Annotated in this window: 25 protein-coding genes; 12 read left to right on the forward strand and 13 right to left on the reverse strand. The window is 69.7% G+C overall.

The features are described from left to right. Window positions 1-19: 19 nt before the first annotated feature. From E2F49_RS10770 to E2F49_RS10785, 4 genes are all read left to right on the forward strand, one after another. Window positions 20-337 (forward strand): hypothetical protein, encoded by a 318-nt coding sequence (locus E2F49_RS10770; RefSeq protein WP_055251077.1) that lies wholly within the window; start codon window positions 20-22, stop codon window positions 335-337. Between the two features lie 93 nt (window positions 338-430). Next, window positions 431-832: a DUF2946 family protein gene (locus E2F49_RS10775; RefSeq protein WP_133393881.1), complete on the forward strand. Its 402-nt coding sequence runs from the start codon at window positions 431-433 to the stop codon at window positions 830-832. 300 nt (window positions 833-1,132) lie between these two features. Next, on the forward strand, window positions 1,133-3,241 hold the full coding sequence (locus E2F49_RS10780; protein WP_243713572.1) for a TonB-dependent receptor: 2,109 nt from the start codon (window positions 1,133-1,135) through the stop codon (window positions 3,239-3,241). A gap of 261 nt (window positions 3,242-3,502) precedes the next feature. Then, complete coding sequence (locus tag E2F49_RS10785) at window positions 3,503-4,165, forward strand: LysM peptidoglycan-binding domain-containing protein (protein WP_133393883.1); 663 nt, start codon at window positions 3,503-3,505, stop codon at window positions 4,163-4,165. A gap of 54 nt (window positions 4,166-4,219) precedes the next feature. On the opposite strand, the gene E2F49_RS10790 is transcribed toward E2F49_RS10785, so the two are convergent. The 8 genes from E2F49_RS10790 to E2F49_RS10825 form a co-directional block, all read right to left on the reverse strand. Then, the gene (locus E2F49_RS10790) at window positions 4,220-4,741 is read right to left on the reverse strand and encodes a hypothetical protein (RefSeq protein ID WP_208004856.1); all 522 of its coding nucleotides are present in this window, start codon (window positions 4,739-4,741) and stop codon (window positions 4,220-4,222) included. A 160-nt stretch (window positions 4,742-4,901) separates the two neighbouring features. Continuing rightward, window positions 4,902-6,281, reverse strand: a complete 1,380-nt coding sequence (locus tag E2F49_RS10795) for a DcaP family trimeric outer membrane transporter (protein WP_133393884.1) — start codon at window positions 6,279-6,281, stop codon at window positions 4,902-4,904. A 59-nt stretch (window positions 6,282-6,340) separates the two neighbouring features. Next, on the reverse strand, window positions 6,341-7,129 hold the full coding sequence (dmpH, locus tag E2F49_RS10800) for a 2-oxo-3-hexenedioate decarboxylase (protein ID WP_133393885.1): 789 nt from the start codon (window positions 7,127-7,129) through the stop codon (window positions 6,341-6,343). Further along, window positions 7,126-8,172 carry a 4-hydroxy-2-oxovalerate aldolase gene (dmpG, locus tag E2F49_RS10805; RefSeq protein ID WP_133393886.1) on the reverse strand — a complete coding sequence of 349 codons (1,047 nt, stop codon included), beginning with the start codon at window positions 8,170-8,172 and terminating at the stop codon, window positions 7,126-7,128. The genes dmpH and dmpG overlap by 4 nt, the downstream gene beginning before the upstream one ends. Beyond that, complete coding sequence (locus E2F49_RS10810) at window positions 8,169-9,113, reverse strand: acetaldehyde dehydrogenase (acetylating) (protein ID WP_055251061.1); 945 nt, start codon at window positions 9,111-9,113, stop codon at window positions 8,169-8,171. The genes dmpG and E2F49_RS10810 overlap by 4 nt, the downstream gene beginning before the upstream one ends. Before the next feature lie 61 nt (window positions 9,114-9,174). Beyond that, window positions 9,175-9,954, reverse strand: a complete 780-nt coding sequence (locus E2F49_RS10815; protein ID WP_133393887.1) for a fumarylacetoacetate hydrolase family protein — start codon at window positions 9,952-9,954, stop codon at window positions 9,175-9,177. Next, window positions 9,951-10,151 (reverse strand): tautomerase family protein, encoded by a 201-nt coding sequence (locus tag E2F49_RS10820; protein WP_055251057.1) that lies wholly within the window; start codon window positions 10,149-10,151, stop codon window positions 9,951-9,953. Before E2F49_RS10820 ends, E2F49_RS10815 begins: the two co-directional genes overlap by 4 nt. 18 nt (window positions 10,152-10,169) lie before the next feature. After that, entirely contained in the window at window positions 10,170-11,435 is a 1,266-nt protein-coding gene (locus E2F49_RS10825; RefSeq protein WP_133393888.1) for an MFS transporter, read from the reverse strand. A 165-nt stretch (window positions 11,436-11,600) separates the two neighbouring features. Here E2F49_RS10825 and E2F49_RS10830 point away from each other — a divergent pair, with 165 nt between their 5' ends. Then, window positions 11,601-12,275, forward strand: a complete 675-nt coding sequence (locus E2F49_RS10830; RefSeq protein WP_133393889.1) for a cupin domain-containing protein — start codon at window positions 11,601-11,603, stop codon at window positions 12,273-12,275. 69 nt (window positions 12,276-12,344) lie between these two features. Further along, window positions 12,345-13,139 (forward strand): IclR family transcriptional regulator, encoded by a 795-nt coding sequence (locus E2F49_RS10835; RefSeq protein WP_133393890.1) that lies wholly within the window; start codon window positions 12,345-12,347, stop codon window positions 13,137-13,139. A gap of 85 nt (window positions 13,140-13,224) precedes the next feature. Here E2F49_RS10835 and arsH read toward each other — a convergent pair whose 3' ends face one another. Then, window positions 13,225-13,932: an arsenical resistance protein ArsH gene (gene arsH / locus E2F49_RS10840; RefSeq protein ID WP_133393891.1), complete on the reverse strand. Its 708-nt coding sequence runs from the start codon at window positions 13,930-13,932 to the stop codon at window positions 13,225-13,227. A 44-nt stretch (window positions 13,933-13,976) separates the two neighbouring features. On the opposite strand from arsH, the gene E2F49_RS10845 reads away from it, so the two are divergent. Genes E2F49_RS10845 through arsB form a run of 3 tightly spaced genes read left to right on the forward strand, consistent with a single transcriptional unit; the run spans window position 13,977 to window position 15,905 of the window. Further along, window positions 13,977-14,300: an ArsR/SmtB family transcription factor gene (locus tag E2F49_RS10845; protein WP_133393892.1), complete on the forward strand. Its 324-nt coding sequence runs from the start codon at window positions 13,977-13,979 to the stop codon at window positions 14,298-14,300. 37 nt (window positions 14,301-14,337) lie between these two features. Next, a complete protein-coding gene (locus E2F49_RS10850; RefSeq protein ID WP_133393893.1) occupies window positions 14,338-14,829 on the forward strand; it encodes an arsenate reductase ArsC in 492 nt (163 codons plus the stop codon). Further along, window positions 14,826-15,905 (forward strand): ACR3 family arsenite efflux transporter, encoded by a 1,080-nt coding sequence (gene arsB, locus E2F49_RS10855; RefSeq protein ID WP_133393894.1) that lies wholly within the window; start codon window positions 14,826-14,828, stop codon window positions 15,903-15,905. The genes E2F49_RS10850 and arsB overlap by 4 nt, the downstream gene beginning before the upstream one ends. A 55-nt stretch (window positions 15,906-15,960) precedes the next feature. Here the strand turns inward: arsB and E2F49_RS10860 are convergent, their stop codons facing one another. From E2F49_RS10860 to E2F49_RS10870, 3 genes are read right to left on the reverse strand one after another with little or no spacing between them, the layout of a single operon-like run. Further along, window positions 15,961-16,161 (reverse strand): oxidoreductase-like domain-containing protein, encoded by a 201-nt coding sequence (locus E2F49_RS10860; protein ID WP_133393895.1) that lies wholly within the window; start codon window positions 16,159-16,161, stop codon window positions 15,961-15,963. A gap of 3 nt (window positions 16,162-16,164) precedes the next feature. Beyond that, entirely contained in the window at window positions 16,165-17,040 is an 876-nt protein-coding gene (locus E2F49_RS10865; protein ID WP_133393896.1) for an acid phosphatase, read from the reverse strand. A gap of 1 nt (window position 17,041) precedes the next feature. Continuing rightward, window positions 17,042-18,013 (reverse strand): transaldolase, encoded by a 972-nt coding sequence (locus E2F49_RS10870; protein WP_133393897.1) that lies wholly within the window; start codon window positions 18,011-18,013, stop codon window positions 17,042-17,044. A 170-nt stretch (window positions 18,014-18,183) separates the two neighbouring features. On the opposite strand from E2F49_RS10870, the gene E2F49_RS10875 reads away from it, so the two are divergent. Further along, window positions 18,184-18,906, forward strand: coding sequence for a response regulator transcription factor (locus E2F49_RS10875; protein WP_341777517.1), 723 nt, complete (start codon window positions 18,184-18,186; stop codon window positions 18,904-18,906). Window positions 18,907-18,909: 3 nt separating this feature from the next. Here E2F49_RS10875 and E2F49_RS10880 read toward each other — a convergent pair whose 3' ends face one another. Then, window positions 18,910-20,274, reverse strand: coding sequence for a sensor histidine kinase (locus E2F49_RS10880; protein WP_133393898.1), 1,365 nt, complete (start codon window positions 20,272-20,274; stop codon window positions 18,910-18,912). A 165-nt stretch (window positions 20,275-20,439) separates the two neighbouring features. Here E2F49_RS10880 and E2F49_RS10885 point away from each other — a divergent pair, with 165 nt between their 5' ends. Beyond that, window positions 20,440-23,991 (forward strand): YadA-like family protein, encoded by a 3,552-nt coding sequence (locus E2F49_RS10885; RefSeq protein WP_133393899.1) that lies wholly within the window; start codon window positions 20,440-20,442, stop codon window positions 23,989-23,991. A gap of 47 nt (window positions 23,992-24,038) precedes the next feature. After that, window positions 24,039-25,994, forward strand: a complete 1,956-nt coding sequence (locus tag E2F49_RS10890; RefSeq protein WP_165971200.1) for a S8 family peptidase — start codon at window positions 24,039-24,041, stop codon at window positions 25,992-25,994. Window positions 25,995-26,374 lie beyond the last annotated feature (380 nt).

The raw sequence follows: 26,374 nt of genomic DNA on the forward strand, positions 1-26,374 counted from the left end.
CCCGGAGCCCGCATCGGCCATGGAAACGCGCACCTTCACGGTCTACCGCGAGGCCGTCTGTTCGGCGGACGACCAGCTCGGCCCGTTGGAGCTGACCTGCGTGCTGCCGGTCGACGCAACGCTAGAACAGCTCGTCGACGCCGTGCGGGGCGCCGGCTTCCTCCAGTTCTCCTCCACGCACCGGGCGATCACAGGTCGCGTGGGAGATGCCGCGGTGGTCTGCGTCCACGCGACCTGCTTCTCCACGCGCGCCACGTATCGCATCGAGCCACGGACACCGCTTGCGGTCTGCATGCCTTCAGGCACGCTCACCTTCGCGTGGTCGCAGGCCGACTGATGGCGCGCGAAGTCGCGTAGCGCACTGCGCCTGCGACAAAGGGTCGCGCCCGTGACGCGTCGGGCTATGCGCGGGCGCCGCTAGACTGCGGTGATGCTCGGGGGCAGACGATCGGGAAACTTGTTTGCATGGCTGTCGCTGACAGCCGTGCTGCTGCTCGCGTTGTTGCCGTCGATCGGACGCCTGGCGAGTTCGCATGAAACGGGTCCGCGCACGATCCTGATGGAGATGTGCACGACCGGCAGCGAGAAGTCGATCGCCATGGTCGATCCCTTCGACCTGGCGGATACGCCGCGGCCTGCGCCGATAGATCACGGCGACATGCCCGACTGCGCTTACTGCCCGTTGCTCGCGACGGCGCTGATCGCAGTGCTGTGGCTGGCCTGGTCGTTGATGCAGCCTGCAACGCAGCATCGCGCTTTGCGTGTTGCGGTGCGCGCGCGGGGATGGCATCCCTGCGGACTCGGCTCGCGCGGTCCACCGCTCGCGGCTTGATGTGCGCGCCCGGATCGCCGGGCTGTCCTGCCATTCCGATCCGCGGATCGGATCTCCCGTTCGCGTGATCGCCGCGCTTGCGCGACGCACGCCGGCGCGTGCGGCCTTGCCGTCGCGCTTCGCACATGGACATATCGAATGTCGATCCGTCTTTTCCCGCGCGCCAGGCGCGCATCCGCGTGCGCGTGCGCGCTCCCACCGCATGCGGCCGCACCTCGCGCGGCCCGAACTCCATCGCTCCGCCCGCACGCCCTGACGCTGGCGGTCGCGAGCATCCTTCTGCACGCGCCGATCGCTGCGGTGCATGCACAGACATCAGACCCCGATGCCGCAACGACGCTCGACCGCATCGAGGTTCGCGCCACGCGGTCCACCCTGGATCGCACCGCGACGGGTGCATCCCGCCTCGATGTCAGTGCGCTCGAGACGCCCGCATCGGTGTTCCGGGTGGACCGCGACACGCTCGATGCGCGCAGCGTACGCACCACACAGGAGGCGCTGTCGGCGATTCCCGGCCTGGTCGTCGCCTCGCCACCGGGCCACGGCAACACCGTCACCTGGCGCGGCTTTTCCGGCGCGCAGATCACCCAGCTGTTCAACGGGATCGACGTGAAGTACGCCTCGATCGCCGCGCGCCCGGTCGATACCTGGATCTACGAGCGTGTCGAGGCGATCGGCGGTCCTTCGAGTTTCCTGTACGGCGCGGGTGCGGTCGGCGGTTCGATCAATTACGTCACGCGCGTCGCGGACTTCGACGCCGACACGTCCGCAGCAATGGCGAGCGCCGGCTCGCACGGCAGCCGCGTGTTCGCGGGCGGCTTCAATCGTCGAACCGGTGGCGCCGTGCCGGCACAGGCCTTGCGACTCGACATCGCCCACAGCGCACGCCGCGGTTGGGTCGACGCCGAACGTCGCGAGGCGCTGACGGTCGCCGCCTCGCTGGTCTCGCGGCTCGCACCCACGCTGACGCACACGCTCGCGATCGAGTACCAGCACGAGGACAACGCACGCGTGTACTGGGGCTCGCCTGCCGTCGAGACCGGCGCCGGGCGTCTGGTCGCGCTGCCGGGCAGCATCGGCCGCAACTACAACGTCGGCGATGGCTTTTACGGGCAGGACGTGACGTGGGCACGCTCGCTGCTCGAATGGGACGGCGGCGCGCGCGGGCAGGTGCGCAACACGCTCTACCACTACGACGCACTGCGCGATTACCGCAACGTGGAGGTCTACCGCTGGGACGCTGCGCGCGGCGGGATCGCACGGTCCGGCGCGCTGCAGCAGCGGCACGATCAACAGGTGACCGGCAATCGGACCGACTGGCTGCGCGCGGGCACGCTTGCAGGCCTGCCGACGCAGTGGGCCGCGGGGCTGGAACTGAGCCACAACCGGCAGACGCGGTTCCCGCAATCGATCGGCGGCGAGGTCGATCTGGTGCCGGTCGACGCGCACGCGCCCGGGTCGTTCTTCGACATTCCCGGCACGTCGCCGGCACACGTGCCGGGCGCGACCAACCGGCTGCGCACGGTCGCGTTGTCGGCGGAAAACCTCACCCGCTTCGGCGCGCACTTCGCGCTGATGACCGGCGTGCGCCACGAACGCCTCGCACTCGACGTCACCAACCACCGCGCGGCCACGGCCGCCAGTCCCGCGCGCTGGGCGCGCGACTACACCTCGACCACCGGCCGCATCGGCCTGACGGCCGCGATCCGTCCCGACGCGAACGTCTACGTACAGGCCAGTACTGCGGCCGATCCGCCCGCAGGCATCCTGTCGACCGCCGGCTTCTCGACGCTGCGCGACTTCGACCTCAGTCGCGGCCGACAGGTGGAAGCGGGCAGCAAGTTCGATTTCGCGGGCGGCCGTGGCAGCGCGACGCTCGCGGCGTACCGCATCGTGCGCGACAACCTCGCCATCGCCGATCCGGCCAACCCGGGACAGACACTGCCGGTCGGTCGACAGTCGGCGCGCGGCGTGGAGGCGTCGCTCGACGTCAGGCCCCTCGATGCGCTGCGTCTGCAGGCCAACGTCGGCTGGGTGGACGCCAGGCTCGACGAGTTCGTGGAGACCGTCGGCGGCGTGCCGGTCTCGCGCGCGGGCAACCGCCCGGCGAACACGCCGGCGCGCGTCGGCAACCTGTGGGTCGACTACACCCTGTCACCACGCTGGTCGATCGGCACCGACCTGCGCGCGGTGGCGGCACGTGCCGCCGACACTGCCAACACGCGCGAGACCGCCGGCTACGCGCTGTGGGGCGCGCACCTGCGCTGGCGGCCGACGGACGCGCTGACGATGACCTTGCGCGGCCGCAACCTTGCCGACCGCGTGTACGTGCAGCATGCACTCGGCACGCAGATGGTCTATCTCGGCGAGCCGCGGAGCGTCGAACTGGAGCTGCGGGGCGCGTTCTGAGATCTGTTGCCGCGCCGTTCGTGAGATCACGTCGTCGCAAGGCTGCACGACGGGTGAGGCGCATCGCCGCCTCGTGTCGACGATGAATGCGGCGAGCCGTGCTGCATGCATGCGGCAAAGACCGCGTGGAGCGCGCTTTCAGCCGCGTGTCGGGGCCGCACCTAGGGTCTCTCCCATCTTGAGCGCGCGTTCCGTTCGATCGAAAGTGAGATATCGCCGCTGTGCGAGCGCGGCACCCGACTCACATTCGGAGACACTGCAATGACCGCTGTCGGAGGCGCTACACACAACATCGCCTGGGGCGACACGCTCTCGGGCCTGGCTGCGCGCTACGGGACATCTGTCGACGCGCTGATGTCGGCGAACAGCAAGATCAGCGACCCGGACATGATCTATGCCGGCGACACGCTCAACATTCCGGGCCGGTCCGGCTCCACCGGATCGGCAGGTGGCGCTGGTGGCGTCGAAGGCACGGGTCCGGTCTCGGGTCCTCGCGAACCCGGCAGCAACAACGCCGCGGCGATCGCCGAGCAGTTCATCGGCCGCAATGCGGGCGAGCTCAAGTACAGCGACGAACTGCCGATGCAGTCGTGGGTCCCCAACAACGTCAACTGCGCGAACTTCGTCTCGGCCGTGCTGCAGAAGGCCGGCATGATCGAGCCCGGCCAGGCGAGCGCCTCGGTCGACCAGCTCGCGAACAATCTGAAGGGCGACGGCTGGCAGACGGTGTCGCTGCAGAACGCGCAGCCAGGCGATGTGGTGCTCATGCAGCGCAACGGCCAGTCGCACGTGGTGCTGTTTGCGGGCTTCGAGAACGGCCAGCCCAAGTTCATCGGGTCCAACAACGTCAATGCGGATGGCTCCCAGCGCATCAGCTGGGGCGGCGCATCGGGCAACTACGAGATCATTACGCCGCCGCGCTGAGCAGGCGTCTCGCATTGAAGGCCGGCATGATGCCGGCCTTCGGCGTTTCCGGTATCAGAATCCGAACAACTGCCTCGGCGCAGCATGCTGCGCAGGCCAGCCGAGCCAGCTCACATCGGACGGGCCGATCGAGTAGTCGATGATCTTCCAGTCGGGCACGCCATCGGCGGCGCTCTGCGACGTGTGCGCTTTGCCCGCCTCGCCCGACGTATCGATGGCCTCGGCGCCTGCCTCGCCCGGCGCTTGCAGCAATGCCACGTAGACGTCCGACATGCCGCCCTGCGCCGCGCGTTCGGCGAACGATGTCTCAGCATAGTCGGGTCGCCCGCCGCCCGGACTGCGGAGCGTGCCCTGCAGGAACGCCCATCGGCCGAGCCGGTCCAGACGCTCCACTTCGACCACGACCGTCGTACCCAGCGCATCGCGCACCGGTGCGGTCGCGGCGGCGAGAAGTGCGTCGTAGCCGGCATCACCGGGATGCTGCGGGCTCGGCGCGGATTGTGCGAAGACAGGTTGCATCAGGCCTCCTACGACGAGCACAGCGGTCGCTGCGGATTGAATGAGGTGCATCAGCATGCTCCTGTTCGAATCCGCAGTATCGCGCGCCGCAGGCACGCAAATGTAAAAGCGATCGATGCGCCGCCGACGCTCACGCGCCCCTTCGCGCGCGAAGGGCGCGGGCTGCAGTGTCTGCCCCCGGGACGCCGCTCGCGCATGCGGCGTCCCGTCGCCAGGATCAGAAGCTGTACTTCACGTGCGTGTGCACGCGCTGCAGATCGCCCTCCAGACCGTTTTCCAGCCGGCGGTCCGCCCAGCTGATCTCGCCGCCGATGTCGAGCTTGGGCGCGGGCGAATAGATCATGTTGACGCGGAAGGACTGCGCGCGCTCGGTGACGAAGCCGCCGGTGAGCAGGGCGTCGTTGTCCAGCGATGCCACCGAATAGACGACGTTGCCGCGGAGCTTGGCGTTGAAGGCGTGGCGCCACGCGGCGAAACCGCCGTAGCCGCGCAGGCTGTGCAGATCGCCGTCGGCGTCGAGCACGGTATCGCTGCCGAGGGCGAAGCCCAGATAGCGACCGATGCCGTCGCCACCGCTGACCATGTAGCGGATGTCGTCATTGGCGCCGAGGTTGACGCGGCCCGAGACGCTGAGCGCCGCGCCCGATGCGGTCGCATCACCGTTGCGGAAGCTGCGCGCGAGGCCCGCGACGGTGAAGTGGCCCCAGTCGCCGCGGGTGATCCAGCGCGCGGTGACGTCGGGCGCGCGGTTGTCGCCGCTGTTGAAGCGCGCGGCCTGCGACAGGTACGGCGTGACCGTGGTCTGCGGGTTCTCCACCGACACCGACCAGGGCCCGCGCGTGTAGCGGATCTGCGCCTGCCTGTTGAATACGGTGCCTTCCGACGGACCGGTGAAATCGACGGTGTCGGGCAACGCAGCGACATCCTGGAAGTTGGACCAGGTCTGGCCGGCCAGCCAGCCGTTGTAGCTGACGTAGGCCTGCCGCAGGGTCAGCGCGTAGGTATTGGTGATGGTCTCGTTGCCGGCGAAGGCGTTGCTGCCGCCGCCGTACATGTCGGCTTCGATATAGGCTTTGATGACCTTGCCGCTGTCGGTGCGCGTATCGGCACCGAACGAGAAGCGCGAGAACTGCGCGTGCAGGTCGCTGTAGGTGCTGCGCTCGCCCTGGCCGTCGGCGGCCACCGGCGTGGCGCCGGGGAAATAGAACAGGCGTCCCGGCGTGCCGTCGGCGATCTTGCCGTCGCTGGTCGACGTGGTCATTGCATCGAGCTTGATGAAGCCGCCGAACGAGAACGTCGTGCCGGGCGCGGCGCCGGGCATCGAGACGCCGCCCGCCGCGGGTGTGGATGCCGCGGCGACCGGCGCGGCCGCGACCGGTGCTCTGGCGACGGCGGTCGTCGGCGCAGCGGGCACGGCGGCACGTCCGCCGTGGGCCTCGAGCAGCGCACGCAACTCGCGCATCTCCTGCTCCATCTGGCCCAGCCGCGCCTCGACGGCGGCGACGTCCACGTCCTGCGCGGCGGCAGGCGCGGCGCAGGCGGCCGCCAGGGCCAGGACGAGCGCCAGGCGCCCGCCCTTCGGGTTCGAACTCGACATACAACTCCCCTCCCAGGGCAACGTCCGCGCCCCGATGGCGCGGACAGAACGTGTGCGGATCAGACGAAGCGCAGGCCGGTGGACCCGAGTCCGTCGATGCGGACCTGCACGTCATCGCCGGCTTCCACCGCGACGGCGGCAGTGATTGCGCCCGACAGCACCACGCTGCCGGCGGCCAGCGACTGCCCGCGCGCATGCAGCATGTCGACGAGCATCGCGACCGCGCGCGCGGGATTGCCGAGCACGGCGGCGCCTGCGCCGACCTCGACGACCTGGCCGTTCTTCTCGAGCACGACCCCGATCGATTCCAGGTCACGTCCGTCGGCCGACGCTGCCTTCGAGCCGATGACGTAGCGCGCCGCCGAGGTGTTGTCGGCGATCACGCTCGGCAGGTCGAAGCGGAAGTTCTCGTAGCGCGAATCGATGACTTCGATCGCGGGCAACAGACATTCGGTGGCGGCCAGCACCTGCTCGACACTGCAGTCGGGCCCCTGCAGGGCATCGCGCATCACGAAGGCGATCTCGGCCTCGACCTTGGGATGGATCAGCGCCGACGTCTCGACCGCAGCGCCGTCGTCGACCGCATTGTCGCTGCCGAGGAAGCCGTAGATCGGCGTGTCCACGCCCATCTGCGCCATCTTCGCGTACGAGGTCAGGCCCATCTTCATCCCGACCAGCCGCACACCGCGCGCGAGCTTGCGCGCACGCAGCGCGTCCTGCACGTCGTAGGCACGCTCGGTCGTGAGATCGGGTTGTGCATCGGTGACCTTGACCACGTCGCGCACGTCGCGCTCGGCGTCGTGCAGCAGGGCGGCGATCGATTCGATGGTGTCGTTGGACAGACTCATGCGTGCGCCTCCGGCTGGGCGTCCGCCGTGCGACGCGCGCGTGCCACGTCCAGCGCGACGTCGACGATCATGTCCTCCTGTCCGCCGACCATGCGCCGTTTGCCCAGCTCGACGAGGATGTCGACCGCGCTGATGCCGAAACGCGCGGCCGCGGCCTCGGCGTGGCGCAGGAAGCTCGAATAGACGCCGGCGTAGCCGAGCGCGAGCGTCTCGCGATCCACGCGCACCGGACGTTCCTGCAGCGGACGCACGATGTCGTCGGCCGCATCCATCAATGCGTAGAGATCGCAGTTGTGCGACCAGCCCAGCCTGGACGCTGCGGCGATGAAGACTTCCAGCGGCGCATTGCCGGCGCCGGCGCCCATGCCGGCCAGACTCGCATCGATGCGGTCGCAGCCTTCCTCGACCGCGACGATCGAATTGGCGACGCCCAGCGAGAGATTGTGATGCGCGTGCATACCGGTCTGGGTCGCGCTGTCGAGCACGTCCTTGAACGCGCGGAAGCGGTCGCGTACCTGGCCCATGCCCATCGCACCGCCGGAATCGACCACGTAGACGCACGAGGCGCCGTAGGACTCCATCTTCTTCGCCTGTGCGGCAAGTGCGGCCGGCTCGGCCATGTGGCTCATCATCAGGAAGCCGACCGCGTCCATGCCGAGCGCGTTCGCCGCTTCGATATGCTGGCGCGCGACATCCGCTTCGGTGCAGTGCGTGGCCACACGCACCACGCGTGCGCCGGCAACGTAGGCATCCTTCAGGTCGTGCACCGTGCCGATGCCCGGCAGCAGCAGGGTCGCCACCTGCGCGTGCTGCACGGTCTCGGCGACGGCCTCGATCCATTCGAGGTCCGAGTGCGCACCGAAGCCATAGTTGAACGATGCGCCCTGCAAGCCGTCGCCATGCGCGACTTCGATCGAGTCCACGCCCGCCGCATCGAGCGCCGCGGCGATCTGCCGCATCTGCGCGACCGTGTACTGGTGACGCACCGCGTGCGAGCCGTCGCGCAGCGTGACGTCGGAGATGTAGAGCCTGCGCGCGCTCATGCCGGCACCGCCTGCGCAGCCGCCTGCAGCGTCGCGGCGATGCGCTCGCCGGTCGCCAGCGCGGCCGAGGTCATGATGTCGAGATTGCCCGCGTAAGCCGGCAGGTAATGCGCGGCGCCCTCGACTTCGAGGAACACCGAGGTCTTCAGCCCGGTGACCGCTCCGATACCCGGCACGTTGACCGGCTGGCTGATGCGCTCGAACTGCACGGTCTGCTTGAGGCGATAGCCCGGTACGTCACGTGCCACACGCGCGACCATCGCCTCGATCGCGGCCTCGACCTGCGCGGTGTCGGCATCCTCGGACAGCACGTAGACCGTGTCGCGCATCAGCAGCGGCGGCTCGGCCGGATTGAGCACGATGATCGCCTTGCCCTTGCGCGCGCCGCCCACCGCTTCGATCGCATGCGAGGTGGTCTCGGTGAATTCGTCGATGTTGGCGCGCGTGCCCGGCCCGGCCGAACGGCTGGAGATCGACGCGACGATCTCCGCGTAGTGCACCGGCGCGACGCTGGCGACGGCGGCGACGACCGGAATCGTGGCCTGTCCGCCGCAGGTCACCATGTTGACGTTGGGCGCATCGAGATGCGCATCGAGATTGACCGACGGAATGCAGTACGGACCGATCGCGGCCGGCGTCAGGTCGATCACGCGGATGCCCGGACGCGCCGCGCGCAGTACGGCGTCATTGTTGACGTGCGCCGAGGCCGACGTCGCGTCGAACACGATCTGCACGTCGTCGAACGCCGGCGAGACGACGAGGCCGTAGACGCCGGCGTCGCAGGTCTCCACGCCCATCGAACGCGCGCGGGCCAGGCCGTCGGATTCGGGATCGATGCCGACCAGCGGCCCCATCGTCAGCGCCTGCCCGTGGCGCAGGATCTTGATCATCAGATCGGTGCCGATGTTGCCGGACCCGATCACGGCTGCCTTGACTGGCATGTGTGACTCCTTGAAGCGAATGAAGGAAGCGGTCGCGTGCGCGTCGGCACGCAGACGCGGCTCAGACGAAGTGCACGCCCAGTGCGCCGATGCCGCCCACGCGCAGGCGCAGGTGATCGCCGCGCGCCACCGGCGTCAGCGGCACCAGCGCGCCGGAAAGAATGGTGTCGCCCGCACGCAGGCCGTCTCCGAGGCGACCGAGCTGGTTGGCCAGCCAGACCACGCAGTTGAGCGGCGAACCGAGTGCGGCCGCGCCCGCGCCGGTGGAGACCAGCGCGCCGTTCTTCTCCAGCACCATGCCGCAGGTGCCGAGGTCGCGGCCGACCGGCGAGACGCGCTCGGCACTGGTGACGAAAGCTGCGGCAGATGCGTTGTCGGCGACCGTGTCGAGAATCCCGATCTTCCAGTCGCGGATGCGCGAGTCGACGATCTCGAAGCAGGCCGACACCGACTCGGTCGCCAGCAGCACGTCGTGCAGGGTGATGCCCGGCCCTGCGAGATCGCGCTTGAGATGGAAGGCGATCTCGCCCTCGGCGCGCGGCGCGATCATGCCCGCGACCGGCACCTGCGTGTCGGCCGAGTAGTCCATGCGATCGGTCAGCACGCCGAAGTCGGGCTGGTCGACACCGAGCATGCGCTGCACCGACGCGCTGGTCAGGCCGATCTTGCGGCCGACCACGCGCTCGCCTTCGCCCACGCGCCGCGCGATACCCGCCTGGGCGATCGCGTAGGCGCCGGCAAGATCGAGTCCGTCGACGCGTCCGGTCAGCGGGTCGATCGGCGTGCCCGAGCGCAGCGCCGCGTGCAGCGCGTCGGCGTGCGATTCGAATGCCGCGCTCATGGCACGGCCTCCGCCGGGTCGCTCTTCAGACGCGTGCCGACCGCGAAGCGGTTGGCCGGCACTTCGTGGACCATGACGCGAATGGAGGCCAGCGGTGCGTCGAGGGTTTCGCTGGCCACCCGCGCGACTTCGCGGATGCAGGCTTCGACGCGTTCGGAATCGCGGCCTTCGACCACGGTGATCTGGATGATGGGCATGTCGGTCTCGTGCGGAGGTCAGGCCAGTTCGCGGCCCTTGGTTTCGGGCAGGAACACCCAGACGATCAGGCCGGCGAGCGCGAAGAACGCGGCGGTGGTGACCAGGCCGCTGGTCACGCCGTAGCGCGTGGACACGAAGCCGATCAGGAACGGCGCGATCGCGGCGATCGCGCGGCCGCCGTTGTAGACGAAGCCCTGCGCGGTGGCGCGGATGGTCGTGGGGAACAGTTCGGCGAACGTCGGCGCGAAACCGCTGTAGAAGCCGGTACCGAAGTAGGCGACGACGATGCCGAACACCATCAGCATGTCGGGCGAGCGGATCGTCGCGAACACCGGCACGACCACCGCCGATGCCAGGAAGAACAGCAGGAACGCCTTCTTGCGGCCGATACGATCGGCGAAGTAACCGAAGGTGATGAAACCCGCGGCCGCGCCGACCTGCATGATCACGATCCAGATCGTCGACTTGACCAGATCCAGCCCCGGGCCGCCTTCGGCGACGGGCGTGGCGAGGTAGGTCGGAATCCAGGTGAACAGACCCCAGTAGCCGCACATCGCCGCGGTGGTGAACGCCAGTCCGATCCACGTGTTGCGCGCGTACTGGCCGCCGAACAGTTCACGCACCGTCTCGCCGAAGCCGAGGCGTTTTTCCTGCTTGAGCCAGATCTCCGGCTCCTTGACGTGGCGACGCACGTAGAACGCGAGCAGTGCCGGCAGCAGACCGACCGCGAACACCCAGCGCCAGCCGGCGATCGGAATCACCACCGCCGCGACGACGGCCGCGGCCGCGTAGCCCGCCGCGAACGCACTCTGTACCCAGGCCATGACCTTGCCGCGGTGCTTCGCCGGCCAGGTTTCGCTGACCAGCGCCGAGCCGGCCGACCATTCGCCGCCGACGCCCAGGCCGACGATGATGCGGAACAGCATCAGCTGGCCGAGCGTGTCGGCCAGACCGCACAGCGCGGTGCCGACCGAGTAACAGATGATGCTGAGCATCATCGAGCGCGCGCGCCCCAGACGGTCGGCGAGGAAGCCGAACACCAGACCGCCGGCGGCCGTCGCCATCAGCGTGGCCGACATGACGAGACCGGCCGAGGACTTGTCCATGCCGAGATCGACGATCACGTACTTGATGACCATCGCGAACAGCATCAGATCCATGATGTCGAGCATCCAGCCCAGATAGGCCGAGTTGAACGCGCGCCACTGCTGCTTGCTGGCGCCCTTCCACCAGCGCCCCGACTGCGCGTGCCCGCGCAATTCCGTACTGCTCTCTTGAGACATCGCACGCCCTCCCGAGCGATCTGGCGGCAGGCCCACACCTGCCTTGCGTCTATGCCACGAATGTATCGTTGATCGATACCGTCGTCTCACTATACAATAAGTTTCGATCAATGATCCAACACGTCTTTTCTGTATCGTCCATCGATACGAAACAAGGAGATTGCGATGCGCGCCCTGACCCTGCGCCTGTACGAGGACCGCCTGCCCGCGGGCTGCCTGCCGGTGTTCCTGCCCGCGCTGCCACGTGCGCTCTATGTCGCCGAGGGCTCTCTGACGGTGGAAGGCCCGGACGACGGCCAGTGGCTCGCGACCGGCACCGCGCGCGTCTCTCAGCAGCCGGCCACATTGCTGGCGGAGGATACGGACGTGCGGATCTGGCGATGGGAACTCGATGCCGCGACCGGGACGGCCGGCACCGCGCTGCCTTCGGCGCCCTCGACGTCGACCACACTCAAGCTGGAAGCGGACATCACGCTCGACCCGCGCTTCGACTGGCTGATGCGCTGCGACGAGGTCGGCTTTCCGCCGGGTGGTGTCGCGCTGACGCACGTCCACCAGGGTCCCGGCATCCGCATCTGTGCAAGCGGCGAGATCGCGATCGAAACGCAGGGGCAGCGGCATGTGCACGCGCCGGGCGAGGCATGGTTCGAGCTCGGACCCGCACCGGTGCTGGCGCCGACCACCGAAGCCGCATCGACGCGCTTCGTGCGCTGCTTCCTGCTGCCGCGCGCGGTGAAGGGCCGCAGCTCGATCCGCTACGTGCGTCCCGAAGATGCCGACGCACCCAAGGTGCAGACCTATCGCGTGTTCGCCGAGCGCGACATCGACCTTCCGGCCTGATCGACCCGCGGGTTACCCTCCCGCGGCGCCCGTCGCGAACGTCCTCAACGGAAGAGCACTGCCTGCCCCATGTCGACTGCTGATTCCAACGCCGAACTCGGCGACGCCGCACTGCCCACCGCCGTGGTGTCGCTGAAGGTGATCGAAGCGCTGGCCAATGCGCCGCAGGGCCTGGGCGTGACGCAGTTGTCCAACCTGCTGGGCATGCCGAAGGCACGCGCGCACCGGCATCTGAGCGCACTGCGCGAACACGGCTACGTCACCCAGGACGCGAGCAGCAACCACTACCGCGTCGGCTGGCAGCTCTATCTGCTGGGACGCGCCTGTGTGAGCCGCTTCGATCTGATGACGCTGGCCAAGCCGGCGCTGCAGCGCCTGCGTGACGAGGTCGGCCAGACGATCGTCATCTCCTCGTACGCGGACGACTCGGTGATCGTCATCGACTTCCTGCGCGGCACCTCGCCGATCGAGATCACGCTGCGCCCCGGCAGCCGCTTCCCGCACAACACCAGCGCGCAGGGCAAGGTGGTGCTGGCGTTCGGCCCCGCCGACGTGCGCGAGGGGTTCCTGTCGACGCCGTTGCCGCAGAGCACCGCGCGCTCGATCGTCGACGCACCGGCGCTGCGTGCCGAACTCGATCGCGTGCGCGCACGCGGCTGGTCGGATGCCCCCGAAGAACTCTTCACCGGCATCAATGCACTCGCCGCGCCACTGCTGCAGGCCGACGGCTCGCTGTTCGGCACGCTGGCCATCGTCGGCTCGATCCACTACCTGCCCGAGACACCGGACCCGCAGCACGTCGACTCGCTGCTGCGGACCTCGCAGGAGATCTCGCAGCTGCTGGGGTTCCAGCGCGCGACGTGAAGGCAGCAGCTCACGGGCCCGCGCGGTGCGTTCGCGTCATCCGCCCGGCCTCCGGCATCGCGCAGGCGCGTGCTTCGCCGGTGCTTCACACCACGGCGCCGGACACCTTCGCCAGTCGCCTCGATGACAGGTCGCCCTTGCGCTCGCTGTAGCGGTCGGTGAGCCCTTCGCTGCGATCGCGCACCAGCCAAGTGAACTTCACCAGCTCCTCCATCACGTCGACAAGGCGGTCGTAGTACGCCGACGGTTTCATGCGCCCGCCTTCGTCGAACTCCTGCCAGGCCTTGGGCACCGAGGACTGGTTGGGGATCGTGACCATGCGCATCCAACGGCCGAGCAGGCGCAGCGCGTTGACGACATTGAAGGACTGGGAGCCGCCGCAGACCTGCATCACCGCCAGCGTGCGCCCTTGGGTCGGACGCACGCCGCCATCTTCAAGCGGCAACCAGTCGATCTGGTTTTTGAACACTGCGGTCGGCGCGCCATGGCGTTCGGGGCTCACCCAGACCTGGCCTTCCGACCACTGCGACAGCGCACGCAGCTCCTGGACCTTCGGGTGCGTGGCGGGCACCGAGTCGAGCATCGGCATGTCGTGCGGGTCGAACAGCCGGGTTTCGGCGCCGAAGCGTTCGAGCAACCGCTGCGCTTCCAACGCCAGCTTGCGGCTGTAGGACTCCGGGCGCAGCGAACCATAGAGGATCAGGATGCGCGGCGGATGGTCGCCGGCCGACACGCCGAGCGCGATCGGGTCGACGGGCTGGAAAGCGGTGAGATTGGGCAGATCAAAGGCCATCGAACGACTTGTGATTGTCACAAATGTTCGACTATTCTAGAAACATGGAACATAAAGCCGCAACCTCTGCACTCGCCGCCCTCGGCCAGGACACGCGCCTGTCGGTGTTCCGGCTGCTGGTGCGGGCCGGTCGCGCCGGCAAGCTGGCCGGTGACATTGCCGAAGCGCTGTCCCTGCCCGGCGCCACGCTGTCCTTCCATCTGAAGGCGTTGACCGCCGCCGGACTGGTGAGCAGCGAGTCGAGCGGCCGGACCATTCGCTACCGCGCCGACTTCGATGCGATGAACGCACTGGTCGGCTACCTCACCGAGAACTGCTGCGCCGACGATGCGGGCGACTGCGCGCCGTCCGCTGCCTGCGGGCCCTGATCCATTCCGTTACGCCATCCATTCGAGAGCCCGTTCCATGACTCGACGCGTCCTGTTCCTGTGCACCGGCAATTCCGCCCGCAGCGTGCTGGCCGAAGCCACCCTACGCGCCTGGGGTGTGGGGCGTTACGAGGCCTACAGCGCCGGCAGCCAGCCGGCCGGCCAGGTGAATCCGTTCGCGATCGCGCAGCTCGAGCGCGAGGGTTTTCCCACCGACAACCTGCGCAGCAAGTCCTGGGACGAATTCTCGGCCGAGACCACCGCAGCGATGGATCTGATCGTCACCGTCTGCGACAGCGCGGCCAACGAGAGCTGTCCGATCGTCCACGGCGATTACGTCCGCGTGCACTGGGGCTTGTTCGATCCCGCCGCGGTGACCGGCAACGACGCCGACAAGCGCGCGGCGTTTGCCGAGGCGCACGCGATCATCCAGAAGCGCATGCGCGCGTTTCTCGATATCCGCGACGACGTCTGGGCTGACAAGGCCGCGGTCAAGGCGCTGCTCGAACCGATCGCCGAAGTCGGATGAACACGCCCGCGCCCGCTCCTGCGCCTGCGCCCGGTCGCCTGTCGTTCCTCGATCGCTGGCTCACGCTGTGGATCTTCGCGGCGATGGCGCTGGGCATCGCGCTCGGCACGCTGTTCGACGGCCTGCCGGCCGCGCTCGATGCGCTCAGTTGGGGCAGCACGAACGTGCCCATCGCGATCGGCCTGATCCTGATGATGTACCCGCCACTGGCCAAGGTGCGTTATGCGGAACTGCCCAATGTCTTTCGCGACAAGCGCGTCCTCGCGCTGTCGCTGGTGCAGAACTGGCTGATCGGGCCGTTCCTGATGTTCGGGCTGGCGGTGCTTTTCCTGCGCGACCATCCGGACTACATGACCGGCCTGATCCTGATCGGTCTGGCACGTTGCATCGCGATGGTGCTGGTGTGGAACCAGCTGGCCCGCGGCGACAGCCAGTACGTCGCCGGGCTGGTCGCGTTCAATTCCGTGTTCCAGATCCTGTTTTTCAGTGTCTATGCCTGGTTCTTCCTCAGCTGGCTGCCGCCGGTGTTCGGGCTGGGAGGCAGCGTCGTCGACGTCAGCACCTGGACCATTGCGCAGGCAGTGCTGGTGTACCTGGGCATTCCGTTTCTTGCCGGCTATCTGACACGCCGCTGGCTGGTCCGGGCGAAGGGTGAGCGCTGGTACGAGACGCGCTTCCTGCCGAAGATCAGCCCGATCACGCTGGCCGCCCTGCTCTTCACCATCGTTGCGATGTTCAGCCTCAAGGGCGCCGACGTGGTGCGGATTCCGATCGACGTGGTGCGCATCGCGGTGCCGCTGACGCTCTATTTCCTGATCCAGTTCGGCATCAGTTTCTGGATGGGCAAGCTGATCGCCAAGGACTATCCGCACACGACCGCCATCGCGTTCACCGCGGCCGGCAACAACTTCGAGCTGGCGATCGCGATCGCCATCGCCGCCTTCGGTCTCGCGTCACCGGTCGCGTTCGCGGCGGCCATCGGGCCGCTGGTCGAAGTGCCCGTGCTCATCGTTCTCGTCCAGCTCGCGCTTCGCCTGCAAAGGCACTTTCCCTCGGCTCAGGCCGGCACCCGGTGACCAACCGCCGGGTGGCGTTCGCCCGCCGCCGTGAGCGGGTGTCAGGGACGACGGCTCACGACTTACTTGCATCGCTGCTTGCGGGACCGCCGTCCAATTCCCGGGATTGCCGCGCCGTCCACGCCGCCAGCTGCTCGCGGTAGTACTGCAGCTCTTCGGCGTAGGTATCGTGCACGCACACCGCGCAGCCGCTGTCGCAGCAGTCGCTGGGCAGCGGCGGTTCGGGCGGCAGCGGCTTCGGGTCTTGCGCGGACATGATTCAGTCGCGCGCGTCGGCGGCCGGAACCGGCGACTGGCGCAGGCCGACGGTTTCGGTATCGCAATGCCGGGGCGTCGCGCCGGCGGCGCGCTGCGCGGCGATCTCGACACGCGCGGCGTCGAGGTCGGCGCGGAAGTCCGGCGACGCCTGCAGGCGCGCGAAGGTCGCGGCGCCGACACGCTCGCCTTCGACGATGTCGCTGTGCCAGTGCACGTTGCAGACCAGCCGGCTCTCGCCGAAGGCGCGGCCACGCTGCAGCAACGCGTCACTGCGCTCGGGTGCGAGTTCGACCAGCGTCAGCGCCCAGGTCCAGCCGATCGCGGTGTGGCCGGACGGGTACGAGGCGCTGTGGGCCATGCGCGGCAGGTCTTCGGGCGTGCACACCGGCGCGCCGTTGCGCACGAACGGGCGCTGCCGCTGCCACTGATCCTTGGCTGCGCGGCCCGCGTTGGAGGCATCGGCGAGACTGCGACGCAGCAGCCGCACCAGGTGCGGGGTCGCCTCGCGATTGATCTCGACGCCGAGCGCACACGCGAACAGCGGCTCGGCCGCCGGGAACGACAGGTCGGCATCGACCGTCGCCTGACGCCAGCGCGCGGTGTCGTGCAGGGCGAGGCTGCGCCTGGCGATGTCGTCGTCGTACGCCTGCGCGGCGGAACCGGGCGCAGGCGGCGCAGGCAGCAGCGCGCGGCTGTCGAATGCGGGCGCGTCGAGGTAGCCGATGCTCACGCCGGGCTGGCTTTCCGGCACGACGACTTCGTGTCCAGGCGAGACGGGCGCATTGCCGTCGCGCGCGGGCAGCGCGCATGCCGCCAGCACCGGCAACAGCGCGCCGCACGCCGCGATGCGCAGTCCATCCCGCACCCGCGGGCGCATGTCAGCGTGCCTGCAGGCGCTGGGCGATCGTCGCCCGCAGTGCGTCCAGATCCTTGGCGAACGCGGCGATGCCGTCGCGCAGCTTCTCGGTGGCCATCGGATCGTCGGCGAGATCGCGTGCGTAGCGCTCGGCATCGACCGGCGGCGCGAACGCACCGTCGTCGTTCTTGCCAGGCGCGAGCTTGCGCGGCAGTTCGCCGTGTTCGGCGGCCAGCTTCTCCAGCAGATCCGGCGAGATCGTCAGACGGTCGCACCCGGCCAGCGCCTCGATCTGCGCGGTCGAACGGAACGAGGCGCCCATGACGACCGTCGGCGAACCGCGGCGCTTGAACTCGGTGTAGACGTCGCGCACGAAGCGCACGCCCGGGTCTTCGTCGATCGTCGCCGGCGTCTCGCCGCGGGCGACGTGCCAGTCGAGAATGCGGCCGACGAAAGGCGAGATCAGGAACACACCGGCTTCGGCGCAGGCGATCGCCTGGGTGCGGTTGAAGATCAGCGTCAGGTTGCAGTCGATGTCCTCGCGCTGCAGTTCCTTCGCCGCACGGATGCCTTCCCAGGTCGCGGCGATCTTGATCAGCACGCGCTCGCGCGACACGCCGGCGTCCTGGTACATCTCGATGAACTGGCGCGCCTTGGCGATCGTCGCCTCGGTATCGAACGACAGATCGGCATCGACCTCGGTCGACACGCGGCCGGGCACCAGACCAGCGAGCTTGCGGCCGACGCCGACCGTCAGCCGGTCGACGACCTGGCGCGCGATGCTGTCGACATCGCCGTCGAGGTCCTTGGCGCGCTCGAGCTCGCGCTCGACGAGATCGGCATAGATCGGCAGGTCCAGCGCCTTGCGCACCAGCGTCGGGTTGGTGGTGCAGTCGACGGGCTTGAGCCGCGCGATGGCCTCGGCATCGCCGGTATCGGCGACGACCACGGAGAGGTCACGCAGTTGCTCGAGCTTGGAAGGCGAAGCCGTCATGGAATCCTCAATCACCGGTGCGGGCCCGCCATTGTCCGCGTCCCGGGGCGCGAGGGCCACCCGGGCCCGCGGTTGCGGGCCCTACCCGTTTTGGCTACAACCTGTCGTGCGTGTTGCAGGCCGGATTGCCCGACGCGCAGATCACCTCGCCATCGGATCCGGCCGCTGCCTTGAGCAACGCTCTGCCTTCGTCGACCACCCGCCCGCTCAGCGTCGCCCTGCTCGAGGACGACGACATGCTGCGCGACCGTGTGCTGGTACCCGGGCTGCGCCGGCATGGGCTGGAGATCCATCCGCTGCGCACCGCGGCGGCCTTGCGGGCGCTGCTGCCGCAGACGCCGGTCGACATCGTGGTGCTCGACATCGGGCTGCCCGACAGCGACGGCTTCACCGTCACCCAGTCGCTGCAGGCCGCGCACCCGGGACTGGGCATCGTGATCCTGACCGGCCGCGGCGAATCGCCCGACCGCCTGCGCGGGTTGAGCGGCGGCGCGGATGCATATCTGGTCAAGCCGGTGGAGATCGACATCCTCGCCGCCACGATCTTCAGCCTCGCGCGGCGACTGACGCGTGCGCCACAGGCGGTCGAGGACGGCTGGCAGCTGCAGCCCGACGGCTGGTGCGTGTTCGCGCCCAACGGCAAGTCGACGGCGTTGACCGGTTCGGAGCGGCACGTGCTGCAGGCGCTGTGGTCGCAGCGCGACCGGCTGGTCACGCGCGAGGCGCTGCTGGACTCGGTGCCGGGTCGCGCACGCGATGAAAGCGGGATCGATCCGCACCGGCTCGACGTGCTGCTGCACCGCCTGCGGCGCAAGGTGCTCGACCGCACCGGGCTGGCCTTGCCGATCGATGCCGTGCGCGGCGAAGGCTACGTGCTGCGGCCGGGCAGCTGAGACTCAGGCCACCCGCGGCAGGCGCAGGGTGAACCGCGTGCCGCTGCCGGGCGTGCTGTCGACCGTCAGCGAACCGCCGGCTTCCTGCGCCATCTCGCGCGCGACCGCCAGGCCCAGGCCCGTGCCTTCGCCCGCCGGCTTGGTGGTGAAGAACGGCTCGAAGGCCTGGCGCATCACCTCCGCCGACATGCCCTTGCCGGTATCGGCGACGACGATGCGCGCCCAGCCATCCCCGCTGTCGCGCAGGGTGATGCCGAAGCGACCGCCACCCGGCATGGCGTCACGCGCGTTGGCGGCGAAGTTGAGCATCACCAGATCCAGCTGGCTGCGGTCGAGGCACACCGGCACGGGCGTGTCGGGCACGTCGAGGACCACGTCGGCATGGCCGTCGAACATCTGCCGCAGCATCGGCAGCAGGTCCTTGAGCGACTGCGCGGCATCGAAGCGCGCCGGCACCGCAAGTTCGCGCCGGCTGAAGCTCAGCAGCTTGCGGCTGAGCGCGATGCCACGCTGCGCGGCCAGTTCGATGCCTTCGAGCGCCTCGCCCATGCGGCGGGCATCGGGCTCGGGATCGAAATCGAACTCGTCGAGGCGGTGGCGCTCGGCGGTGTAGCCGACGATCGCACCGAGCACGTTGTTGAAGTCGTGCGAGACGCCACTGGCGAGATGACCGACCGATTCGATCTTCTGCATGTGCAGCATGCGTTCGCGCATGCGTTCGCGTTCGACCATCTGCTCGCGCAGCTGCTGCGCGCTGCGTTGCGCCTTCCACAAGGTCTCGCGCAATGCGGCCACGGTGCGGTCGAGCACGATGGCGATCATCAGATAGCTGAAGGCCAGCGAGGGCAGGTTCTGGAACGCGCGACCGCTGCGCTCCGGGTCGAAACCCCAGGGGCTGGCCATGCCCAGCGCGAACACCATCGGGATGCACGCGTAGACCAGCCACAGCGCGCGCCGCCCGATCACCAGCGCCGCCACGGTCAGCATCACCATCGGATAGGGATCGAAGGCCTGCAACTGGTAGCCGAAGGCGAGGTTCGCCGCGACCGCGCAACTCATCAGCACCGCCAGGAACGTGGCGATGCCCTGGCGCAGGCGGCCGCGCCGGATCATCCAGACCGCGAAGAACGAAGCACCCGCGATCGCGACGTCCGTACCCAGGTCCACTGCCAGCCGCCAGCCGGTCATCGACACGTGCCCGGCCAGCAGGTGATAGCCCTTGTTGAGCGGCACCTCGATGCCGAGGAACAGCAGCAGCACCTGCAGCGCCGGCGCATTGCGACGGTCGACCGGATCGGTGATCGGCACCCGGCGCAGCCAGGCGCCGACGCGACGGGTCCAGGTGATGAGCGGCGACGCCAGGAACATCGGGAAGCGTGGTCCCCGCGAGCGGCGGCTCGCCTTGCGGAGTGAGAGGGAAGTGTAAGTCGCCGGTGAGATTCCGTGCATTGAGCGACGGGCGCCGCAGGGGCTTAGATCGGATTCCAGCGCCGTTCACGGCGCCGTCATCCCGCCGCTTCCGGAAGCCAGACGATGTCCACGAGCACCCGCCTCCCCTCTCCTCATCCGGCCGCGCTGCGACCCGGCCTGCTGACGGCTGCCCTGCTGCTCGCACTTGCCGGACCCGCGGTCGCGACCCAGCCCGCTGCGCAGGCCGCGTCCGACGACGCCGTCGCCGAGGCATCGACCGCGCCTGACACGCAGGCAGACGACGCGGCCACCGACGACGCCGACGCCAACGCCGACGACGTGGTGACCCCCGCCTACTCGCTCGACGCCGCCGCGTACTACTTCGCCGTCAACGGCGCGCAGGACGGCAGCGACGACGCCAGCGCCACCGGCGCGCGTTCGATCGCGGCCGGCACGCGCGCGAACGCCGCGGCCAGCGATGCCGTCGCCATCGGCAATCGCGCCACGTCGAGCGCGTCGGCCGCGATCTCGATGGGCGACGGCGCTGCCGCCTCCGGCATCGGCTCGGTCGCGATCGGTGGCACCTTCTTCGGCAGTGATTTTAGCGAATCGGATGGTGCGCGCAGCAGCGGCTTCGGCGCGGTGGCAGTGGGCGCGGTCAGCGAAGCCACCGGCGGCACCTCGACGGCGCTCGGTTGGTCGTCGCGCGCGACGGCGAACGACACGGTCGCGGTCGGCGCGACTGCATTCGCCGATGCGGAAGGCGCGATCGCGATGGGACGTGCGGCGAACGCGAGCGACGTCGTCGCCGTGGCGATCGGCTACGGGTCGCAGGCTGCGCAGTTCGGTGCGACCAGCCTCGGTGCATTCGCCAGCGCCACCGGCTACGCCGGTACCGCGCTCGGCAGCGACGCGCGCGCCAGTGGCGACGGCGGTGTCGCGGTCGGCGAAGGCGCATTGGCTGCCGGTCAGCAGAGCGTGGCGATCGGCGCCAGCAACGCCGGCATCCCGACCCAGGCCAATGGGCTGGGCAGCGTGACCGTCGGCGCCGCGTCGTGGGCGCTGTCGGATTACGCGACCGCGATCGGCTTCGACAGCCACGCCGATGCCACGCGCAGCCTCGCCGCCGGCGCGAATGCACTCGCCGTCGCGGCGGATTCCAGCGCGCTGGGCGCAGGCAGCAATGCGAGCGGCGAGTACGCCACCGCCGTCGGCGCGAGTGCCGCGGCGTGGGGCGTCGGGGCGACGGCGCTGGGCAGCGGTGCGTTCGCATTCGCCGACGACAGTCTCGCACTCGGCTACAACGCCAGCGCGACGGCCATCAACAGCATCGCGCTCGGCGCGAACTCGGTGGCCGATCGCGACAACGCGGTGTCGATCGGCAGCGTCGACGGCGAACGACAGCTGACGAACCTCGCGGACGGCACCGAGGACACCGACGCGGTCAACAAGCGCCAGCTCGACGCGGTGATCGCCGCCGGCAGCGAGGCGCAGCAGTACTTCTCGGTCAACGGTCTGGGCGACGGCAGCGATGTCGCCAGCGCCACTGGATCCCGCGCAGTCGCCGCGGGCACCCGGGCAAACGCCTCGGGCGGCGACACCGTCGCGATCGGCAATCGCGCCACGTCCAGCGCAGCAGCCGCCGTCTCGATGGGTGACGGTGCTGCTGCGTCCGGCATAGGCTCGGTCGCGATCGGCGGCACCTTCTTCGGCAGCGAGTTCGGCGAGTCCGACGGTGCCCGCAGCACCGGTTTCGGCGCGGTGGCCGTCGGCGCGGTGAGCGAGGCGACCGGCGGTACTTCGACAGCGCTCGGCTGGTCGTCGCGTGCGACGGCCAACGACACGGTCGCGGTCGGCGCGACCGCCTTTGCGGATGCGGAAGGCGCCATCGCGATGGGACGTGCGGCGAGCGCCAGCGACACCATCGCCGTGGCGATCGGCTACGGTTCGCAGGCCGCCCAGTTCGGCGCGACCAGCCTCGGTGCATTCGCCAGCGCCACCGGCTACGCGGGGACCGCCCTCGGCAGCGACGCGCGCGCCAGCGGCGACGGCGGTATCGCCGTTGGCGAAGGCGCACTGGCCGCCGGCCAGCAGAGCGTGGCGATCGGCGCCAGCAATGCGGGCGTGCCGACGCAGGCCAATGGCTTGGGCAGTACGACCATCGGCGCCGCGTCGTGGGCGCTGTCGGATTACGCGACCGCAATCGGCTTCGACAGCCACGCCGACGCGACCCGCAGCCTCGCCGCCGGTGCGAATGCACTCGCCGTCGCAGTGGATTCCAGCGCGCTGGGCGCAGGCAGCAACGCGAGCGGTGATTACGCCACCGCGGTGGGTGCGAGTTCGGCGGCCTGGGGCATCGGCGCGACCGCGCTCGGCAGCGGCGCGTTCGCGTTCGCCGACGACAGCCTCGCGCTGGGCTACAACGCCAGCGCCACAGCCATCAACAGCATCGCGCTCGGCGCGAACTCGGTGGCCGATCGCGAAAACGCGGTGTCGATCGGCAGTGTCGGCAGCGAGCGCCAGCTGACCAACGTGGCCGCCGGCACGCTTGCCACGGACGCGGTCAACAAGGGCCAGCTCGACAGCGCGATCGCGGGCGTCGGCGGCGATGTCGGCGCGCTCGATGCGGCGGCGGTGAAGTACGACGACGTCGCGACGAAGGATTCGGTGAGCTTCTCCGGCGCCGCTGGCACCACGCTGCGCAACGTCGCCGATGGCGCGCTCGCGGCCGGCAGTCTCGAAGCGGTCAACGGCGGCCAGGTCTTCGCGATGGGCACTGCGGTCGCGCAGTCACTCGGCGGCGGCGCGTCCATGACGGGCGCCGGCTTCAGCGGTCCGTCGTACACGATCCAGGGCAGCAGCTTCGGCTCGGTCGGCGCTGCGTTCGGTGCGGTCGACAGCCAGTTCGACGCGATCCGTGCGCGCTTCGATGCGATCGACGGGACGCCCAGCGTGCCGGTGGGCACGGGCGACGGTCTGGCGATCGGCACCGGCAGCGTGGCCACGACGCCGACCAGCACCGCGGTCGGCAGCGCCGCGCAGGCAGGCACTGGCGGCACCGCGGTCGGCGCGGGCGCCGTCGCCACCGGCGACAACTCGGTCGCGATCGGCCAGGGCTCGGTCGCCACCGCAGCCAACACCGTCTCGGTCGGCAGCGCGAGCAACCAGCGCCGCGTGACCAATGTCGCCGACGGCATCGCCGCCAGCGATGCGGCGACGGTCGGCCAGGTCCAGGCCAGCGCGACCGCCAGCCGCACCTACGCCGATGCAGGCGATGCCCGCACGCTCGCCGATGCCAAGGCGCATGCCACCGCCGGCGATACCGCCACGCTCGCCAACGCGCGCAGCTACACCGACGACGTGTTCTCGCGCGCCATCGGCCGCAGCGATTTCGACGCGTTCCGCACTAGCGTCGATGACCGCTTCTACCAGGTCGATCGTCGCGTCGACCGCATCGGCGCGATGGGCACGGCGATGTCGCAGATGGCGGTCAACACCGCCGGCCTCTCGGGCGCGAACCGCGTCGGCGTGGGCATCGGCCAGCAGGGCGGCGAGGAAGCCTTGGCGATCGGCTACCAGCGCGCGTTCCGCGACAACCGCGCCAGCGTCTCGATCGGCGGCTCGATGTCCGGCTCGGAAAGTTCGGTCGGCGTCGGCGGCGGCTTCAGCTGGTAACGGCAGGCGTCATTTCACCTCTCATCCCTCTTCCAGGAATCGCATCCATGTCCCTGTCGTCCCGCTCCTTCCGCCGCGGTCTGCTGGCCGCCGCCCTCGGTACCGCCATTGCACCGGCGTTCGCCGCGTCGCCGTCCGCGCCCCTGTCGGTCATGTCGACGCCCGATCCCGATGCACCGCGCGTTGCCTACGACGGTCTTCTGGTGACCTACAAGACCGGCACCACCGAAAAGCGCAGCGCCACTGCCGGCGCGGCGACGATGCAGCGCATCCTGCGCGCGCCGGCCACGGCGTCCCGCTTCGCTGCCACGCACCGCGCCGCGGCCCCCGCGCTGGCCTCGACGCGCCGCCTGGCGATCGGCGCCGATCTCGTGCGTCCCAGCCGCAAGCTGTCCGAAGGCGAGCTCGACACGCTGATGCGCACGCTGGCGGCCGATCCCGCCGTCGCGCACGTCGAGCCCAACCGCTACTGGCAGCGCCTGCGCACGACCTCGGCCGCCAAGGCAGCCGCGCCGAACGATCCGGGCTTCGAGGTGCAGTGGCACTTCCGCGCACCCGACGGCGCGATCGAAACGCTGGCGCCCGATCCGGGCGTCGCCAACCGCGGCGGCATCGACGTGCTCAACGCCTGGCAGTACGGCCGCGGCGCGGGCGTGGTGGTCGCGGTGCTCGACACCGGCATCACCGCGCACCCCGATCTCGACACCTCGCTTGCGGCCGCCGGCTACGATTTCACCAGCGACGCGCTGAACTCCGGTCGCGCCACCGACGGTCGCGCGCCGGGCGGCTGGGACACCGGCGACTGGACCACCGAAGACCGCTTCCTCGCCGAGAACGGCGGCTGCGTGTTCCCGGGCGGGCAGAGCAACAGCAGCTGGCACGGCAGCCACGTGGCCGGCACGATCGCGCAGATCACCGGCAACGGCGTGGGCATGGCCGGCGTGGCGCCGGATGCGAAGGTGCTGCCGGTCCGCGTGCTGGGTCACTGCGGCGGCACCACGGCCGACATCGCCGACGCGATCGTCTGGGCGTCAGGCGGCAGCGTGGCCGGCGTGCCGGACAACCAGAATCCGGCCGAGATCATCAACATGAGCCTCGGCGGCTTTGGCGTCTGCGATGCGAACAGCGCCTACGCGCAGGCCATCGCCTCGGCGCGCCAGCGCGGCACGACGGTGATCGTCGCCGCCGGCAACAACAACAGCGATGCGGGCTCGTTCACGCCGGCAAGCTGCCCGGGCGTGATCAACATCGCCGCGACCGGCATCACCGGCAAGCGCGCCTACTACTCGAACTTCGGCGCGAACGTCGCGCTGTCCGCGCCGGGCGGCGGCGTGTACCCGGACGACGGCGTCAGCGGCCAGTCGGTCCGCACCGGCTTCGTCTGGTCGGCCGGCAACCGGGGCTTGACCGTGCCGGGCGAGCCGGCCTACGTCGGGCTTTCCGGCACCTCGATGGCCGCGCCGCACGTGGCCGGCGTGGCGGCGCTGGTGATCAGCGCGGCGATGCAGGCCGGGCGCCCCGTGCCGACCCCGCAGGACATGCGCGAGATCCTGACCCAGACCTCGCGCGACTTCCCGGTGCGTCCGCTGCGCCAGATCGGCGTGGGCATTCTCGATGCGGCCAAGGCGGCCGCGCGCGGTGCGGGTGCCGCGGCCGGCGGCGACGAGCCGACCGCGGTGCGCATGGTGCGCGCGGTGCCGGTGACCGGCGCCTCGGCGGCAGCCGGCGCCGGCAACCTCTACCGCATTGACGTACCGGCCGGCGCGCGCAACCTGCAGATCCGGACCTATGGCGGCAAGGGCCAGGCCAACCTGATGGCGCGCGTCGGACGCGCCCCCGGTCCCGATGGCAGCAATGCGGCCCTGAGCTCGACGCGACCGGGCACGACCCAGAGCGTGCAGGTGACCATCCCGCTCAACGACAGCTACTTCGTGCGCCTGATCGGCGGCGCCGGCGGCTACCAGGGCGTGGGCATCGTGGCCACGTATACGGCCGCGCAGTAAGACGTTCGCGCTGCACGCGGCGAGACTGCCGCGTGCAGCGTGGGATGGACATGGGCGGCGGATGGCCGCCGCCTCATGCGGCGCAGGTGATGCGCCCCCGTGCGCGACACGTCCCGGCAGTGCGGGCAGCACGCGACGTCCGCGCCGCAGGCGGTCCCGCTGGCACACGCACACTGCGGCGTGTCGCCGACGCACTGTCGGCTCGCCACACGCACCGTCGCGATCGCCCTGATGCGGGCGACAGCACAGCGCAGGCCGCACCACTGCACACCCGCGCAGCGCGCTCCGGCCGCATGTAGACGCGGTTTTGCGTGAGGCCCGCATCATGCGCCCCCCCGCCGAAGCGGGTAATCTATGCGGCTCCTTTGCCAGATCCGGCG

Origin of the sequence: Luteimonas terrae (genome assembly GCF_004358165.1) — a bacterium.
GTDB lineage: Bacteria > Pseudomonadota > Gammaproteobacteria > Xanthomonadales > Xanthomonadaceae > Luteimonas > Luteimonas terrae.